Source organism: Solimicrobium silvestre (genome assembly GCF_002976435.1).
Taxonomy (GTDB): Bacteria; Pseudomonadota; Gammaproteobacteria; order Burkholderiales; family Burkholderiaceae_D; genus Solimicrobium; species Solimicrobium silvestre.
Map to the genome: position 1 here is coordinate 184,029 of NZ_PUGF01000003.1, position 17,115 is coordinate 201,143.

Below are 17,115 nucleotides of genomic sequence, written 5' to 3' on the forward strand. Positions count from 1 at the left end.
GGCAAGGGATGAGTTGAAGTGCGAAAATATTTTGATAGTTTTATTGAACGGATGCCTTATTAATCATCTCTGGAACAATAATGTGTTTGATTACCCCAATGAGACGAATTTCTGAAGCGAGAAATTTTGCAGTTTCTGGGTTTAAAGTCGCATTTTCTTTCACGATTTCCGCCTCCATCTGCTCCACTGCCTTGGGCAACTTCGAAATTTGGCGATCCAGCTCACGTACGCAAGCGGCTGGACGCAAACCCAAGTCTGCACCGGCTTGTAAAATGGCAGCCCTGGTGACATCAGAAAAAGACTTAACATCACCCAGCGCAATTACCATATCTACTTTATCCCAAGCGGCCCGGTCATTCGCGATCGCCCTCGTGTGATAGACCCCTGTACTCAATATATCGTAGAACGGAGACAGATCAATTCCTTGCTGACCCACCGTGAAAGAAAGATTTTTTAAATGATTATCTTCGTTGGCAATAAGAACGTTAAACACCAACCACTGATATAGCCGTGATGTCGCTAACACTCTGTTGCGGCACCGGGAAATCACGGCTTTTAATGTGGCAATCGACGCATCTTTATACTTAAATAATCGGTCTTTATTGAGCAGTTGGCACGTGTCGATAATATGATGTCGTTGCGTTTGACCACTCGGATCCGTATATCGATCAAAACGTTGAATAATGTAGACGGGTTCCGGCGTGTAATGGCGATAAATAGGGGGGACATTGAGACCCAGTTTGGAGGCCAATCGCATTGTAAAGTACTCATTCATTACGGAAGCCGGGTAATCTGCGCTTTGATGATTGGGCTTCAAAATATGCGTCGACGGCGTACGTCCGACAGGCTCGTGCAGTTTCCCGTCCATATACACAACCAATAATTTGTGTTGCGCGCCGGCCAACGACATTCTCTTGGGCGCATTCTTTGCAAAGGTAGCGTGCGGCAGATTTTTAATCCGCTGGCACAATGCCTCATCAGGAAGTTCCCGAGTCTGGCTAATAGGAGGCTCTTGCTGACCTGGTGGCAACAGAACAAGGGAGCCAGCGGACTCCGCCCCAAAATATTCTAAGAGAGAGAAGGCATCACTGCCATCAAACTTGTTTTCTTTGGCCAAGGCACTGCGCAATTCTTCCTCTGGCAGTAGATTATCGAAATACCACTGAACAGAACGCACCGTTGAGCCGTCGACGTGCTGTAGCTGAGACCGACTTAAAGCAGGTGACAGATCGAACCCAGAAGGCGACGCGGCCCACTCGGGATCATAGGTAAAGACCCATATATTGTTATCCTCACTCAGGACACCAACAAGTTCCTCATTTAATGTCGCATTCAACTGTCTCAAGATATCACCTTGACCGTGTTCGAGAGGCTGGTGTTAATGGATCCACCCCACCAGAGCGCTTTATTTTGGCCGTCGTAGCAAACCCCGCCGGCTTCAAACCACCGGATTTCTTCAATTCGGTAAACATTTGCTCGGCACTGGGAGGGATATCTAAGAAGACACGAATTCCAAGGTCCGACAACATTTTCAATGTCAACCCCATTTGAACGGTCTCTTTGCCGTGCTCGACGTCAGAAACGAATTGTTTACTCACTTTGCAGATGCCTGCCATATCATCAATACGGATCCCGCTCGAACGCCTGGTAGCGCGAACAGCAAACCCAACATCGGCAACAGATTCCAAATTAATAATCATAGACACCCCCAAAATAATTCCTATATACGTAGGAATTATATCGTATTTATCCAAAAAAAATCACACTAATTCCTACGTACGTAGGAATTAGTGTGAGTAAATTCAATAAATCATGAGATAATCCTACGACCGTAGGAATAAATTATTATAAACATGATTAAGTGAAGGTGAATCCTACGATCATAGGAACTCCATAAAATTCAAGCGTCCATCTTTGCAACTTTGTGATTAACAGTATTCGGGTAATAACCTATTTACTAACAAAGCACTTTCCTGGCACTGTGTGACTCGTAATTGGAACTAGTCGTCTGTTATTTTTTGCAATGGATGCAGGGAGCGGAGGATTGTGGTTTTGGCTACTGACGAATAGGATAGTGAGTCTGTTGACGAAAATTATTATTACGGCAATCTAAAATGGCTGCATATTATTCCAACTCATTGATTTATAAAGAATATTTTTCGATAGATGGACTTGAACCGCCGACCACAAACTAGATCCCCGCCTACGCGAGGATGACGTTACACAGTTTTTGGCTTAACTGAACGGCATTAGAGCCATTACAGGCTTTTGATTGAACCAGTCTAAAAATAGGTGCATCTCTTGATTTAACTTGTCGGCTGGTAGCGCCAGACACAACTTACATTGCGCCAGTCGCATCATCACGCCAAGAGCCAGTGCGAATTGTTGACAGGTTGCTGTAACCGGTTGGAAAAAGTTCGGCATGCCAAGCAAACAAGCGATCCTGAGTGAAGAATTTTCCAAAATTAGTGGTCGCACCCAGTACCATCTCGACTATGCCATCCACGTGGCGCTCTGCGTTATCAGTGCAAAAATCAGCCAGAATTTGCCTGGACTTGCTGGAAGGTGATGGTAATAAATTCAGCAGGGTGAACCACACAAACCTGAACAGTCACATTCAAAATTCCATTCAAAACATCGTCACCAGTCATTGTTGTACCAAGCCCGACACTCACGTTAAAGGCATCCGCAGGAGTCGCTCCAATTAACCCGCCTTCTTTCCACACGCTCGTCAAAAAACTATCGACCGTGCTTTTTATCGCAGCCCACGTATTGGCATCATTAGGTTCAAATACATAAGAACGTGCTGCTAATTTTATAGATTGTTCTAAAAAAATCATCATTCGTCGCACAGAGAGATAACGCCAATCTTGACTGTTGCCGTCGAGCGTTCTGGCTCCCCAGATTAGAATTCCCTGACCTGGAAATGATCGAATAGCGTTAATAGATTTTCCAGATACGGCATCTACATTTAAATTTGCTTGCTGACTATCCGACAGATTAATGGGAAGACTAACCGCACCAACAATCGAGGTATTTGCTGGGGAATTCCAGACACCTGCCATATTGTCGTTAACTGTATACACACCGGCCATCGCACCGCTTGGAGGCAAAATATTGGCCTCTGCTAAAACTAGGTTGATGATTTTACTGTAGAGCGGGCTCGCGTCAATAAGGTCGGCCTGCAACTGACTATTTGTCTTTGGATCTGATGGCGGCGTCTCGATCATTGATAAAATCTGGCCAGCAACAGGATTGGGATTACTCGGCGGATTGAGAATGGCGGCAAGTTGCTTGATGTCGCCTCCAAACAGATTCGTAAAATCTACATCTCCCGATTGCATAATCGTTGTGCCAATAAATGGATAATAACTTATGCCGTAATTCAGTCCAAGACTTCCAGTACTATTCCGAAAATTTTGGATATTGGTAGTGTACATAATTGGATCTGGATTAACTCCACCAATGACATCTAAGAGACATACTGCGGTTTGCATCTTAGCAGCCTGCAAAAGCATACTCTGCATGAGTTTCTCATTATCTGGCAAAGATAATAGCGTCGCGTCCGGGCAAATGTACATCGTTGGTTCCATCTCATTTAATAGCAAAGAAAGACCACGCTGTAAGTCGGATAATTGGACGTTAGGATTGACCACATTAACATTCGGACCTGAGACTGGTTTGCCACTTGGTGGACCATATGTACCAACGGAAACAATGTATGCATTTGCACCGCCGTTTTGAAAAAAGAGGCGAACGCTGTTGTACATGTAATAGATCGTATTTGGATCTGGCAGGACAGAATAATAAACTCCGTCAATTAAGACATAGTCGCCAGCTGTTGGAACGCCAATTTGCGCAACCAAATAGTATTCAGGATTATATTGCTTCGCCGGATCAGCTGGCGGCGGTGGATCTGGCAACATAAAAATTGCTTGAAACTCTGCAAAGGAAGTAATTAAAGATGGGATATTGAAATACGACTTCCCCAGATACGCTGCTGCCGCGGTATACCCTATAAATGCTGGTACCGCCGTTTCAACCGGGACAACCGAATTTGGAAAACCATTAATCTCGTTGATGTATACGCCTGGTGTTGATAGTGATGTGGTCATATGATGTATCGTCCTAGAATCCTGATGAGTACTATTGGAAAATTCCTTGTGCAGGGACTGGAAAAACAGTGAGCCAATTACAAATACATATAGATTTAAATCGGGATAAAAATATTGACGTTATTTTGTAGCCGAAATAGTTGAGCATCCTAGCTCAATTTGAGATTTAATCTGAATCCAAGTATCTCCTGGCACATACGAACTGGCCATATTTACGATATCGTACAGCGGTGATACTTGCAGGTCATCAGAGATTGAGTCTGTGTAACCAACCCTATTCATCAACTCATCGACTACCCACTTGGCACACGCAAAAAAACACGGATTGTCAAACAACACAACAAAATCATGTTTCAAGGGAATGTTGCTGAATTACTACAAATATGCAGAATGCATAAATAGGGAATAGATCTTTAAAATATTTCCGTGTAAATTTACTTAGCTTGATAATTTATTAAAACGTATGCCGGCTGTAAGTAGAGAGAAACAGGGGACATGTTTTGGCAGGGTTGGCGCACAACGTCAACATCACCTCGAGCGAGGTTAGCTCGAATAAGTAGTTGTTTACATGTTTGCTTAAGTAAAAAGTCTTCCCCCTCAAAGTAATAATTAAAAGAACAAATTGGAATAGATGAATACCTTGCCCGAGTTGTATTAGGTCATTGTTCTTTTCATCCAGCAGTCTTAATCATATTAAATTAACGTACATATCAGGGAATAATTGTGCTTAAAAAAATAGTATTTAGTTGGTGGATGATCAGTGCGTTGATGATGGTTGGTCAGCAGGTACAAGCGACGATTACCATAAAAGAGGATCGAACTTATGGATGAGGTTTTCGGAAATTCCGGCGTCGCGCCAGATTTTTTTACGACCTATGACGCGCTGATGAATGCGCGCGATGAAACCGATACGATCACGCGGTTGCAGACAGCCGCTCAGGGGCTGGGGTTTGATAAGGTGCTGTTTGCCGTCATCCCGCAGCCCAAAGTTAACATTGCCGACATCTACCTGCGTAGTAATTATCCGGACAAGTGGCGCGAACACTACGACCGCAACAATCTGAGCGCCGCCGATCCTACGGTCGAGTACTGCTTTAAATCCAGCTCGCCGTTTGTTTGGATGCCGCAGTCCTTCAAAACTACTGAACAGCAGGCGCTGTATGAAGAAGCCGCTTCGTTCGGCCTGAAGGTCGGCGTCACCTTGCCGATCCGCGGTATCGCTGGCGAGGTCGGCATGTTGACCTGCGTGCGCGACGAAAATCCCGGCCCCGCCTTCCTCAAAGAACTGAGCCAGAACCTGGGCGGCCTGTCGCTGCTGCGCGATGTTGCCTTCGACTCGCTGCACCAGTATGTGCACGCGTCGGTGGCGCCAGCCATAGACGTCCCGACGCTAACCTCCCGTGAGATGGATTGCCTGCAGTGGATGTGCGCCGGAAAGACCGCCTGGGAAATCGGCCGCATCCTCAGCATCTCGGAAGCGGGCGTCAATTTTCACATCTGTAATCTGCGTACCAAATTCGGCGTCAGCCGCCGCAATGACGTCGTGATCAAGGCGATCCGTCTCGGCCTGATCACCCTGCCCGGCTAATTGCCTTCGCTGTCGAAGCTGGGGGATCTCACCTGCTGCAAGTTGGAGTCATCAATAACACGCAGCAGGTAAAGCCGGATCAGCAACAATACTGGCAGCGGAATCGGCTTACCCCGTTCAAAACGGCTGCCCTGGGTCTGCGTTACCCCGAAACGGTGCCAGAACTGGGTCTGATTTTCCCGCATCACATGACGCAGGTCGCGTATCAAATTTTTATCCCGAGAGGTAATCCAGTACAGATTATTTTCTCCGCCGCCGGTTTTATCCTCTGACAATTCAAGAATTAATCGGCCTTCTGGAATAACTTCGCTCGTGGTTTTATATATTTTTAGCATTTTTGTCTAAGTTAAAACAGGCAACGATTAGTCGTTTAAAAATCGCCACCTTTTTATTTAAAAATCGCCGCTTTTTTTAATGCACAGCATTGCCAAACAAAGCCGTGCGAGTTTTTTCGCCCAGGTGAATTTCCAGGGCTACCGCACGTTCCACACCGACTTGCAGCGGAGGACCCATACGGCTGGTTTCAACGCCGGTGTGGCGCAGCAAACGCTCAATGGCGGTGGTGGTCACGGTCACATATTTGTCGATACCCTGCTTGTCGGCGAATTCAACGATGCCGCGCATCGCTGCAATCGCGCGCTCGGCAAAACCGAACTTGGAATCACCGTCGGTTTCTATGGCGAAGCGGCTCAGCTCCCAAATACGCTCTTGTTCCGGAGCTGTTGCACCGTGCAGCAACTCTGGGAAGGTGTCCTTCAGCATGTATGGGCCTTCGGTCGGCATCATGCGCCAAGTACCGCACACTTTATTGTCGTCGTCGCGGATCACCATGTAGTGCGGCTCGAGCGCATCGTAACCATCAATTTCCATTCCAGCCAAAACCGGCACTTCCCAGCCCATGCGGTCCTTGAAGACTTTGGCGCGCAGTACGTGCATGTCGCGCAGGTCGTTACGGTTGAATTCGTTGCGTTGGTTTATTTGAATCGTTGAGCCCATGACAGTTTCCTTTAATAAATTAGATTTAATTAGATTTAATTAGATAACCCGTTTTTGCTTCACTTTTCGCTACTCACTTACTGCAGTTGATGTAGCTACTTTATGCGTTTTGACTAAGCAAAATAACTAGCAGCTCGACTAGTGCAACTGACGCAACAACCTATTAGAACTACTAGCGATGTCCGGGTTAAAACCTGTTAAACAAATCAAAAATACTCAACCATTACTAAAGAAAATAACCATTCCCTATTGGGCGAGCACCATCAGGCACCAGCCATGTTCCCAGCGTATTTTTAGCTCGTATCCTGCCAAGGCAACGCGGTATCGCCGTTCAGATAGCGGAAGCGGACCGGCCGACCGTAACGGTAAGCCAGCGCCAGCTGGCAACCGCGCATGCGGCGCTGGGCGATAAAAGCATTAGGCGCGACTCTGTCCTCCACTGGCGCGCGGTCATGCGCGACAATCAGGCCGGCAGAGGTGCGTTCAAAACGGCAGTCGGCCATCGACTTGTGCATACCCAATCCCAGCGCTTTCAAATGAGCTTCCTTCAGCGTCCATTGTTCCAGGAAGCGCCCATAGCGCTGCTCTTCGGGCACTTCCATCAGTTGCGCCAGATCGTCCGGATGGAAGAACTTGCAGGCAATGTGCATAAAACTGGACCGCACCGGCACCACTGTCTCGACGTCAACCCCGAGCACCGAATCGCTGCCGACCGCCAGCGCCACGTGCGAGGCGCAGTGCGACAGACTGAAATGCAGCTCTCCATGCTCGGCCAAAGTAGGACGGCCCCACTCATCGCGATGGAAAGTCAGTGAGCGCGGGTCGCACTCGGCATACGCGCCCAACACCAGTCGCTGCAATACCCGGCTTTGCAGGTATTGCCACTGGCGTTCCACCGGTCGGATCTTTTGCCAGTTCGCCAGTTCCAGCGCCGCCAACAGCGACAGATAGCGCTGGGGCGAGTCGCGGCAGGCCGAATGGTCAAGTTCCAGCAGATAGATCGCCACCGCGTTGTGGGCGGGCAGCCCTAGCGGATCTATCGTCGGCGGCAACAAGAATGCTTCATCCATGATCGTCTTTCGTTAAAATGTCTTCAGCAACACCAGGTGAGCCTGGTAGCGGTATGGGGTCAAGCCAAATTCACTATTTGCTTTGCCGGTGAACGCGTTCAAATCGGCCTCCAATGTCAGGTGGTCGCGTAACTTCCAGGTCTTGGACAAGGTGGTCATCGCGCTGCCATCGGCCACGCCGGCAAAGGTGGACAGAAACCAGGTGGCGTCGCCCTGCCCCAGCTCGGCGCGCAGATACAAATAGTCGCGCCGCACGCCGTTCGGTGTGCTGCCCAACAGAGACAGATCGGTGCCCAGATTGCCCACGGCGGCGTCATGGTAAGGACCGTTCAGCGCAGCGGTATGCAGCGCTAGTTGTTCGTTGTATAGTTTCCACTGGCTACCGGACACGCCGTCGCCGTGGTGCACCCACTCGCCATACAACGCTACTCCGCGCTGCGGGGTCCAAGTGGCACCAATCACCGAACGCAGCACGTAATCGTGCCCAGGGTCGTAACTGAACTCCAGCGGCGGAAGAAACAACTGCGCCGGACCGGACAGCAAGCCGACCGGGAACTCGCGCGCCTCGGCTGGACCATAATAAGCATCGGCGTGCAGCGTCACTTCGTCCACGCCATACGACGTCGACACGCCAGCACCGACGCGCGCGCTATCGCGCTTGCGCAGCATCAGCGCAGTGTTCAGTCCCGGCGCCAATTCGCCCGACCAGCGGATCGCCAGCTGGCGCGCATTGGTCTGCTCGGCCTGATTATTGCCAGGGTTGGACGTGCTGGCCACGATGTCGGTCGTGACCGAGTCGCCCAAATAGGTAGCCACCAGCATCGGAATGCCCTGGCTGCGGCCTTCGGTATCGAACACGTCGCGCAGATCGGTCTGCGACGACTTGAAAAAGCCCAACGGCTGGAACGACATGCCGTTATCCCAGGTCAGCAATTGCTGACCTGCCGAGAAATGCCAGCGTTCACCCCAGAGCCAGCCATAATACAATTCCTGCAGGCTGGCATAGCGCTCAGTCGGCGAGCCGCTGCCGCTATAGCTCTCGCTGTCCACGGTCAACCGAGTGCGCCAGCGTACACCGCTGACATTGCCTTCCAGCCCCAGCGCCAGCTCGCCAGCGCCGCCACCCGCACCGAACAAATTGTCCGGATTGGCGGCGGTACTGCGCGCCTGCGTCTGTATCAGGTCGGTCAGGGCATAGCCATGCACGCCAGCATCATCGGCCAAGGCGGTCACCGGCAGAGCCAGCGCCGCGTAGATCAAGGGAAGAAAGACGGGGCGCATCAGATCAGTTTTCCAAAACTAAGGCTTGTGGTTGGAACATCGCGGCTGGCGTGCTGCTGGACTCCACCGCATCAATTTGCTGCACCGTGCGCTTGTCCGTATTGACGGCGTCAATATAGGTCAGCGTGGTCAACAGATTTTGGCCGCCGACCTTTTTCAGGCCGCCGAACTTCAGCGTCTTCAGTTTGCGGCCAGTACCCGCCATCAGGTCGGCCTGCACCGGCACCTGATCGGCCTTGTTCACGTACAGCGTAATGCTGGCGTACGAGGCTTCCGGCGATTTAGCGATTAAAGTCAGCACCCAGCAATCATGGTCGTCGATGCGGGCTTCGCTCTGGCTGGCGAAGGCGGCGCTGTAATCATCGGCCAAATTCAAGCGCGAGATGTCACCGATACTGGCCTGTCCACGCAACGTCTGTAGTGGCGTCAGGCGCATCGGACGGCGGGTGCGCGGTGCGTACAACCAGTAGCCGCCCGGCGTGTACAGATATTTCTGGCCGCGCTGATCACCGTCTTCCGCCAGCACCAGAGTGCCAGCGTCACGTCGGATCAGGCCGGTGTAGCGATAAGTATCCTGAGCGCCGCTCTCACTGGTAGTCAGCGTGAACACCATTTTCAAATTGGCGGCGCTGGGACGGCGCAAGGCGTCCAACTTAGCCACCAGCGCAGCCGGGTCGACCGCGGCAGTGGTGGCGGTGGCGGCTGTGGCGCTATACCAGCAGGAGCTGGCCAAAGCGAACACCAGCGCAGCGGAAATGTGTAGAGTCGTTTTCGTTTTCATCAGAGTGCTCCTAAAGCGTCGATTACTTTCAGCCGCGTAACACGGCCACTTGCCATCCATGCCGCTGCGATCCCCAGCAACAGCACCACCGTTGCAATGCCAGCCGTCGCCGACCAATCCCACAACACGCGCAACGGATAACCTTCAGTTTGTCCTGGCGGCGGTGGCATAGTGAGACGCAACGCATTGATACTCTCACCAAGCCCAGCCGCGACCAGCATGCCGAGGACAACGCCGATCACACACAACGCCAGACCTTCCAGCACAAAGGCGCGACGCACATGCCAAGCGCTAATACCAAGGGCGCGCATCACGCCGATTTCACGTGAACGTTCCAGCACGCTGGTCAGGATGATGGTCGTCAAGCCCAGCAGGCTGACCACGAGAATAAACAGGCCGAAGATGCGGAACAGGTTTTCATACAGTCCCAACACTTGGGTGTAGTACGGAGCAAGTTGCAGCCAGTTGCGAAGTTCCAGCTGCGGCAGCGCGGTGCTGAGGCGACGCTGCACGTCTTCGACGTCAGCCTGGTCATCCAGCAACAAAGCCACGTACGACACACGGTCGGTGGCCAGCAATGTTTGCACCATCGGCAGCTTGGCGCGCAACAAATGCAGATCACGTTCCGGCGAGCCGGTGCTTTCGATACCCACTACTTGCATGTCGGCCGCGTTGATGGCTCCGCTAACAGTCGAGGTCAACACGGTCACGCTCTGCCCTGGCTCAACGCCGAGACGGAGCGCCAATTCGGTACCAAGTACTATGCCGTCGTCCGGTGCGGATGCGTTCAACTGTGCTCCTTTGACGATGTCATGGCTGGCGCTGAAGGCGGCACTTTCCAGCGCAGGATCAACGCCGCTGCCGCTGAAGGCTAAGGTACGCGGACCGTTAGATACCAAGCCCTGAAAAGTCAGGCCCGGCACGATGCGGCGCACCGTCGGTTCAGCATCTGCCGCTTTTTCCAACGCCGCGTACTGAACCGGCGTCATGCCGTGTTGTAACTGCTTTTCTTCGTAGGCGTCAAAGCCACCGTGGGCAGCCACGCGCAGATGACCGAGGCCATCGTGGATGGTGGTGTGGCGCAAACCGACACGGATCGCGTTGACGTAACCGGCGAACAGCATCATCGCCACCGCCGCCGCCGCAATTGCGGCTAGCGCCAACATCGAACGACGCCGGTTGGCGACAATATTGCGCAAAGCAAGGGATAACCACATCATGATAAAACTCCATTCTCAAGACGAATAATTCGGTCTACACGGTCCAGGCAACGCTGGTCGTGGGTTGATACCAGGGCGGCCATGCCGCTTTCGCGCGCTAGTGCGGCCAGTTGATCCATCAAGCTCTCGGCATTGGCGCGGTCCAGCGCCGCCGTCGGCTCGTCGGCCAACACCACGCTAGGCTTAGCCGCCAGCGCACGTGCAACCGCGACACGCTGCTGCTGCCCGCCGGACAGTTGGGCCGGACGACGCGACGAATGCTCAGCCAAACCCATGCGGCGCAGAGCTTCGGTGGCGCACGCACGGCGCTCGGCCTTGGACATGCCGGTGTTCAACAGCGACAGCTCAACGTTTTCCACCGCGTTCAAACCTGGCACCAAGTGGAACTGCTGAAAGATGAAGCCGACGGTGCGGGTGCGCAGCGCATCCATCTGGGTCGGCTTGGCGCGGGTGACGTCAAACCCGTTAACCACCACGCTGCCGCCGTCCGCCTGGTCGTAGCCAGCGATAATATTGAGCAGTGTGCTTTTGCCGCTGCCGGATGGGCCGGTCAGCGCCACCAATTCGCCCGGCTGAATGGAGAAGGACACTTTGTCTAGCGCGGTGAACGCTTCCGCATCGCGCTTATAGCGCTTGGACAATTCGGTAACGTGGAGGGCAACCATGACAGCCTCTCAGTATTTAAGGGTGATTTGAACCGGCACCGCGGTCGCGCCAGCGCTCACGATCACAGCCGCTTGCCTGAACTGCGGCGGGCCGTACTTGGCGGTGGCACCGTTCGAGAAGCCGTAACCTTCGGTGGGGATGCCCATTTCGTCACGGTCCAGCTTCTGGTTGTCGTTTTCGTCGTGGTAAGCCATTACCGCCCAGTTACCAGTCGGTACATCAGGCACGTCGACCGTCACTGAACCGGTATGGGCTGGCGCCAGCGCGCCGATCGTGCATTTTTTCAGGAAGGTGCTTTCATCGCACACGGCCACGCGCAGCTTGCCTTTACCGCTGGCGACGCCGTCGATTTTCACTTGCAAGGTAGCGGCAGAGGCCGAAGCCGCCGATGCCACCAACGCACTCAACAGCGCCATTTTTAATATTCGTTTCATGATGTTGTCCTTAAATTGGGGAATGGAATACGCCTTCTAGAGCGTAATGGCAATTCTAAGGAGCGAGGCTGGCGGGCGTAACTAGTAAGACTAATAGGTTGACTTACTAGTGGTCGGAGAAAATTGCAATTTTGAAATGAAAAACGCCGCAACAGCGGTAATGCCGTTCAGCGAAGCACAAAATAGTTGCACGGCGATGCGTTCATTAACGTCATTCCCGCGCAGGCGGGAATCCAGGAGCTCGTCAATCAACCGCTGAAGGCACTTCGTGCCACTGGATCCCCGCCTACGCGAGGATGACGTTACACAGTTTATTGGCTTAATTGAACGGCATTACCGCGACAGCGGCGTAAGGGGTAAAAATTCAGGCGGCGAGAGCGTGTTCGTAGACTTGCAAATGGCAAAGCGCCATCCGCAAACAAGGATGCGGCAGTCCGGCGGCGGCAGCACATTGCGCCATATCGCCGACGATGTGTTCGGCCTCGGTGCAATGACCGGCCTGCAGATCGCGCAGCATGGAAGCGGCAAATGTCGAGCCCTTTTCTGTGAAGGCGCGCATCGCCAGCTTGTGCGCCAGTGGCCGCACCGCATGCCCATTGGCCGCCGCCACCGCCTGGCATTCGGCCAAGGCATCGCGCATCAGTTGGTCACCGGGCGCGGTAGCCACGATGCCGCCGATATCGCTGCGCAGCGCGCAGGTCATGCCAGCCAGCGTGGTGATGAAAACAAACTTCTCCCACATGTCCTGTTCGATGTCCGAACTGAGCACACTAAGGAAGTGCGCGCTCTTGAACACCTCTGCCACGGCGCTCGCGTCGATCGGTCCAGGCGCTTTTGCTTCCGGCTGTGCGCCAAAGCGAAGTTCATCGTAGCGGTTGTAGTGTTCTATGGCGCCGTCCGCCGAGCGGCCGACGCTAATATTGCACATGCCTCCCAGCACACGTCCGCGGCCAAACGCTTGGTTCAGCCGCTCCAGATGACGCAGCCCGTTCAGCAGCGGCAGTACCAGCGTATGCGCGCCGACCGCCGGGGTGATGGCGGCAATTGCCGCCTCGAGGTCATACGATTTGCAGCTCAGGATCACCAAGTCGGCAGGCTGCTCGACCTGGGTGACAACTTGCACCGGCATATGCACGTCGCCGCGCACACTGGTCAGCTTCAGGCCGTCACGCGCGATCCGCTGCGCGCTACCCGGCCGCAGCAAAAAGGTGACGTCACAACCAGCCGCAGCCAGACGCGCGCCGTAATAACCACCGGTGCCGCCGACGCCCAGTATCAGGATACGCATGGCGTCCACGCTCAGGCTGCCGCGCGGGCGCCGTAGGCGGCCAGCATGTCCGTCACCAGGATACCTTCGATACGCAGGCCTTCGTAGTTGGAGGCACGAATATCGGTGTTGACGAAGTTGGCGTTCTCGAAGCGGGCATTGTCGAAGCGGATGCCCTTGAAGTTGGCATCAGCCATGCTGACTTTAGTGAACTCGGCTTTTTCCATCGACACCAGGTTAAAACTGGAACCGACAAAACCTACATCTTCAAAGCTGCTGTTGGCCAGGTTGGCGTCTTGCACTTCCAGCTGATAGTGGCAGCGTTTCAATACGATTGCACTCATGATGGTATTCCTTTCAATTTAATTTAAATGGTGTGGTGATCAGGCAGCTTGCATTTCCAACGCGTTGTAAAAGCGCTCGGACAAATTGCGGCGGCGTTGCTCGAAGTGATCCATGTCGTTGGAGCTGAATACGAACAGACCGAGGAAATCGGTACAGTGCGCGGCGGCCGGTTTAAATACGCCCTGGCCGATGTCGATCTGGCGCACGTGGATCCAGTCCTCGCTGAAATCGCTTTGCTCGGCGGCACGTTGGATAAAGGCCGACTGCGCGCTACGGAAACCCATCAGTCCGACCAAGCCCTGCTGTTGCGCCGGGATCTGCAGCTGTTTGCCGTGGCCAGCTTCCAGCATCATCAGCGCGTGGTTGTAGTTGATGCCGCAGTGCTGCTCGATCATCCACACAATACCGCCACCGCCCGGACGGGCACCTACTTCGCAGAACACAATCTCTCCCGTTGGCGTGACGAAGCACTCCAGATGGGTGACGCCGTCGCGCATGCCCAACGCCGCAATCACCAGGTTAGAGAAGTCCTCCAAACGTCCTTTCAGCACCGGCTCGATAACCATGGCGCTGACGAACGGCGTGCCAGCCGCGAAATCAATATTACCCATGCCCGGCACATAGATTGCGCTGGCGGTAAGCAACGGTACGCCATCGCGCACCAACGCATTAACGTGATACAACACGCCGTCGATAAATTCTTCCGCTTCAAATTCGGCAGTGTTTTTGCCTTCAGCATACCAAGCGTCCAATTGAGCGGCGTTGTCGATGAAGACCACATCGCGGGCACCCATGCCGTTGACTGGCTTAACCACCAACTTGCCGTACTTAGTCAGCAACGCTTCCACCTCGGCGCGGTCCGACGCGTGGCAGGCATTTGGCGTGCGCACCTTGGCCTGATCCAACACTGTCTTCATACGCATCTTGTCACGAAACAGCTCCGCTGCTTCCGGCGTCAAGCCAGGCAAACCCAGCGCATCGCGGATCTTGGCCGCCAGGCCCACTATCTGTTCGTCGAAGGTGGTGACGGCGGTGAACGGCACGCCGGTGTGCAATTCGATGGCACGCTGGATGATGGCTGGCTCGTCGCTCCAACGTACCACTTCGATTTCGTGCTCACCTTCCAAGGCGCGCAGATCAGGGCCATTGCCGCGGTCGGCAAACAGGGTCACTTCAAATGGGAGACCGTCCAACAAGGAGCGGCCATCAACGCCGCGGTAGGTGCGGGCTTCGCCGCGGGCCAAAATTAAAAGATGTTGGTTCATGATGAGTTCCTGAATGTAAAGTTAAATAAGATAAAGTTTAATTAAGTAAAATTTAATAATGCATTTTTTCAATAATTCATTTGATCAATAATTCATTTTAGCCTGCAACGGGGAATTGGACCCGGTTGCGCATCGCCTGTTCGGCGAGTTGCGCTGCACGCTGCCTGGCAGAAGCCGGGTAGCGATCAGAAAACACGATTGCGGCAGCCAGCGACACATAACAAGCCAGTTGCGAACTCAGCGGCCAGGAGTGTGACAACGTCATCAGCACGCCATTCAGGGCAAAGGTCACAGCCCAGGCCAGCGAGAGGTGCTGGTTGATCCTAATAAAGTTCGGATGCTGCCAGAACTCCTGCGGCACGTAACGGCGGCCTTGGCTGGCTGTGAACGGTGCACGCAGCAACACCGTAGCCAGCGCTGTAACGGCCAGTGCGGCATAACACAGCGTGCTCGCATAGTCGTTTGCCCAAGGCAGTATGCCGGTGTAGCCGTTGGCGAACAGCCCTAAGAACAGCGCCAACGCGACGATTGCTACAGGGTTCCCCTCGCGCAGAGCGCGCCATCCCAAGATCAACTGGCTTGCAATCAACAGCAACCAAACCAGCACCAAATAGCGCGGCGGCGTGAAGTGTAGCAGCAGATTGAAGGCTGCCCAGGGCAAAATTCCGATGGCGATTTTTCTAGTCAGTTCCATGTCAAACCTCCACTGCCGTCAGTGCTCAACCGAGTGCGACCCAACAGCAACTGAGTAGCACTGGCGCCCCACAGCAAGCCGCTGGCGATGCCCGGCACGAGGCCAGTCAACAACGCGCCGCCGGTGCCAGCCAGTAGTTCCGGCTGCCAGCCCGCCACCGTGGCCAAGCCGAACTTCAACACGAAGGCCACCAAGCTACACACCAGCATCAACCAGCTGCCGGGACGTTGCAACTGTCCGCTCTGCTGGTCCCAAACATAACCGGACTGACCGGCAAATAAACCCCAGCCGGCAGCAGCACCCAGCACCAAACCCGCTGCCGCTGCGACCAAGGCGGCCGGTAACAAAGAACCAGTGCGGGCCAGACCCATCGCGCCCAATACCGTAAATATCAGCGGCAGCAAGAACAACCGCGGCAGCGTGACACTGTTGGGCTGCGCGGCGACCAAGCCACGTTGAATCAGCAGCGCCAAGATTGCCCACACCCACAACGGGGTATGCGTCAACACGGCGTTCATGCTGCCACCTCTGTTTGTTCGTCCTGCGGCACGGCCAAGCCGTCCTGCATACCTTCGAAGTGAAATATGCCCTGGGAATGGACGTCGCCGTTGGCTGAGCTCAGCACAAAGCGGAAGCGGCCAGGTTTGCCGTCCGCGGCTAAATCGCGCAAGCTGCAGGTGTAATCAACACCGGGAATGACCGGACGCACGAAGCGGGCGTCGTCAATCTGCAGTTGCTTGCCGCGTACGCCCAAGCGACGTGCCGTCTGTTCCCAGACAAAGGACAACACCAGCGAGCCGGGTGCGACTGCAAAACCGGGGAAGTGTTCTTCCAACAGCGGGCAACCGGGATTAACCTGAAAACCGTAGCGGTCGATCTGGCTGAACGGGCTGGTCAGGCGGAACAGCGGATCGTCATTCACTTGCCAGTTCAGCGGCGGCACGCTGTTCGCGTGGGCCGGGGTTCCGTCCGCCACAGCCACTACACCGGCCACGGCGGCCGCCACTTCCGCCTGCATCAACACCGGCGTCGCTTCCGCGCCCATCTTGCGCACCGTAATGCGCACCCGGGCAGTCGGGCCGAACTGACTGACGTCGCCTTCCACCAGAAATGGGCCCGTGCCTAGTTCATCCAGTTGTTGCAAATTACGGATACCGACTGGCAGCACGCGCAAGCGGCTTCCCATCACTTTCGGCAGCACGGTACGGGCGAAGCGCACGGCGAACTGATTCATACCTTCAGTCAGCAACGCGTTCATCGGTAGGTCACGCCAGTTCGAGAAACGCTTGACGTCGATCTCGGCGCAGGCATGGTAGGGCGCAGTGTAGACAGGCAGACTGCACATGTCCAAAAAATTTAAAGCCATTATGTTCTCCTAATCGTTGTGTAAATT

19 protein-coding genes are annotated in these 17,115 nt (G+C 53.9%); 1 reads left to right on the forward strand and 18 read right to left on the reverse strand.

The window, feature by feature from the left end; genetic code table 11:
* Nucleotides 1-40 precede the first annotated feature (40 nt).
* From S2091_RS04935 to S2091_RS04945, 4 genes are all read right to left on the reverse strand, one after another.
* Entirely contained in the window at nucleotides 41-1,345 is a 1,305-nt protein-coding gene (locus S2091_RS04935; RefSeq protein ID WP_105530692.1) for a HipA domain-containing protein, read from the reverse strand.
* A gap of 4 nt (nucleotides 1,346-1,349) precedes the next feature.
* Nucleotides 1,350-1,700 carry a helix-turn-helix domain-containing protein gene (locus tag S2091_RS04940; RefSeq protein WP_105530693.1) on the reverse strand — a complete coding sequence of 117 codons (351 nt, stop codon included), beginning with the start codon at nucleotides 1,698-1,700 and terminating at the stop codon, nucleotides 1,350-1,352.
* A gap of 638 nt (nucleotides 1,701-2,338) precedes the next feature.
* Nucleotides 2,339-2,506: a hypothetical protein gene (locus S2091_RS23970; protein ID WP_165794914.1), complete on the reverse strand. Its 168-nt coding sequence runs from the start codon at nucleotides 2,504-2,506 to the stop codon at nucleotides 2,339-2,341.
* A gap of 28 nt (nucleotides 2,507-2,534) precedes the next feature.
* Complete coding sequence (locus S2091_RS04945; RefSeq protein WP_105530694.1) at nucleotides 2,535-4,115, reverse strand: phage tail sheath family protein; 1,581 nt, start codon at nucleotides 4,113-4,115, stop codon at nucleotides 2,535-2,537.
* An 823-nt stretch (nucleotides 4,116-4,938) separates the two neighbouring features.
* Here S2091_RS04945 and S2091_RS04950 point away from each other — a divergent pair.
* Nucleotides 4,939-5,703 carry an autoinducer binding domain-containing protein gene (locus tag S2091_RS04950; protein ID WP_105530695.1) on the forward strand — a complete coding sequence of 255 codons (765 nt, stop codon included), beginning with the start codon at nucleotides 4,939-4,941 and terminating at the stop codon, nucleotides 5,701-5,703.
* Here S2091_RS04950 and S2091_RS24255 read toward each other — a convergent pair.
* The 14 genes from S2091_RS24255 to S2091_RS05020 all read right to left on the reverse strand — a co-directional run bounded on the left by S2091_RS24255 (nucleotide 5,700) and on the right by S2091_RS05020 (nucleotide 17,088).
* Complete coding sequence (locus tag S2091_RS24255) at nucleotides 5,700-6,038, reverse strand: helix-turn-helix domain-containing protein (RefSeq protein ID WP_207769630.1); 339 nt, start codon at nucleotides 6,036-6,038, stop codon at nucleotides 5,700-5,702. The genes S2091_RS04950 and S2091_RS24255 overlap by 4 nt on opposite strands.
* Before the next feature lie 76 nt (nucleotides 6,039-6,114).
* A complete protein-coding gene (locus S2091_RS04960) occupies nucleotides 6,115-6,699 on the reverse strand; it encodes an acyl-homoserine-lactone synthase (protein WP_105530696.1) in 585 nt (194 codons plus the stop codon).
* Nucleotides 6,700-6,992: 293 nt separating this feature from the next.
* The gene (locus S2091_RS04965) at nucleotides 6,993-7,769 is read right to left on the reverse strand and encodes a 4'-phosphopantetheinyl transferase family protein (protein WP_105530697.1); all 777 of its coding nucleotides are present in this window, start codon (nucleotides 7,767-7,769) and stop codon (nucleotides 6,993-6,995) included.
* Nucleotides 7,770-7,781: 12 nt separating this feature from the next.
* The gene (locus tag S2091_RS04970) at nucleotides 7,782-9,050 is read right to left on the reverse strand and encodes a hypothetical protein (RefSeq protein WP_105530698.1); all 1,269 of its coding nucleotides are present in this window, start codon (nucleotides 9,048-9,050) and stop codon (nucleotides 7,782-7,784) included.
* A 4-nt stretch (nucleotides 9,051-9,054) separates the two neighbouring features.
* Nucleotides 9,055-9,831, reverse strand: a complete 777-nt coding sequence (locus S2091_RS04975) for an outer membrane lipoprotein-sorting protein (protein ID WP_165794915.1) — start codon at nucleotides 9,829-9,831, stop codon at nucleotides 9,055-9,057.
* On the reverse strand, nucleotides 9,831-11,051 hold the full coding sequence (locus tag S2091_RS04980) for an ABC transporter permease (RefSeq protein ID WP_105530700.1): 1,221 nt from the start codon (nucleotides 11,049-11,051) through the stop codon (nucleotides 9,831-9,833). The genes S2091_RS04975 and S2091_RS04980 overlap by 1 nt, the downstream gene beginning before the upstream one ends.
* Nucleotides 11,048-11,716, reverse strand: coding sequence for an ABC transporter ATP-binding protein (locus S2091_RS04985; RefSeq protein ID WP_105530701.1), 669 nt, complete (start codon nucleotides 11,714-11,716; stop codon nucleotides 11,048-11,050). Before S2091_RS04985 ends, S2091_RS04980 begins: the two co-directional genes overlap by 4 nt.
* 9 nt (nucleotides 11,717-11,725) lie before the next feature.
* Nucleotides 11,726-12,151: a DUF2141 domain-containing protein gene (locus tag S2091_RS04990; protein WP_243405316.1), complete on the reverse strand. Its 426-nt coding sequence runs from the start codon at nucleotides 12,149-12,151 to the stop codon at nucleotides 11,726-11,728.
* Nucleotides 12,152-12,515: 364 nt separating this feature from the next.
* Nucleotides 12,516-13,439: a ketopantoate reductase family protein gene (locus tag S2091_RS04995; RefSeq protein WP_105530793.1), complete on the reverse strand. Its 924-nt coding sequence runs from the start codon at nucleotides 13,437-13,439 to the stop codon at nucleotides 12,516-12,518.
* 11 nt (nucleotides 13,440-13,450) lie between these two features.
* Nucleotides 13,451-13,762, reverse strand: coding sequence for a pentapeptide repeat-containing protein (locus S2091_RS05000; RefSeq protein ID WP_105530702.1), 312 nt, complete (start codon nucleotides 13,760-13,762; stop codon nucleotides 13,451-13,453).
* A gap of 39 nt (nucleotides 13,763-13,801) precedes the next feature.
* A complete protein-coding gene (locus tag S2091_RS05005; RefSeq protein WP_105530703.1) occupies nucleotides 13,802-15,028 on the reverse strand; it encodes an ATP-grasp domain-containing protein in 1,227 nt (408 codons plus the stop codon).
* 97 nt (nucleotides 15,029-15,125) lie between these two features.
* On the reverse strand, nucleotides 15,126-15,722 hold the full coding sequence (locus S2091_RS05010) for an amine oxidase (RefSeq protein WP_105530704.1): 597 nt from the start codon (nucleotides 15,720-15,722) through the stop codon (nucleotides 15,126-15,128).
* A complete protein-coding gene (locus tag S2091_RS05015) occupies nucleotides 15,713-16,240 on the reverse strand; it encodes a DUF6622 family protein (RefSeq protein ID WP_105530705.1) in 528 nt (175 codons plus the stop codon). Before S2091_RS05015 ends, S2091_RS05010 begins: the two co-directional genes overlap by 10 nt.
* Nucleotides 16,237-17,088 (reverse strand): ApeI family dehydratase, encoded by an 852-nt coding sequence (locus tag S2091_RS05020; protein WP_105530706.1) that lies wholly within the window; start codon nucleotides 17,086-17,088, stop codon nucleotides 16,237-16,239. The genes S2091_RS05015 and S2091_RS05020 overlap by 4 nt, the downstream gene beginning before the upstream one ends.
* Nucleotides 17,089-17,115 lie beyond the last annotated feature (27 nt).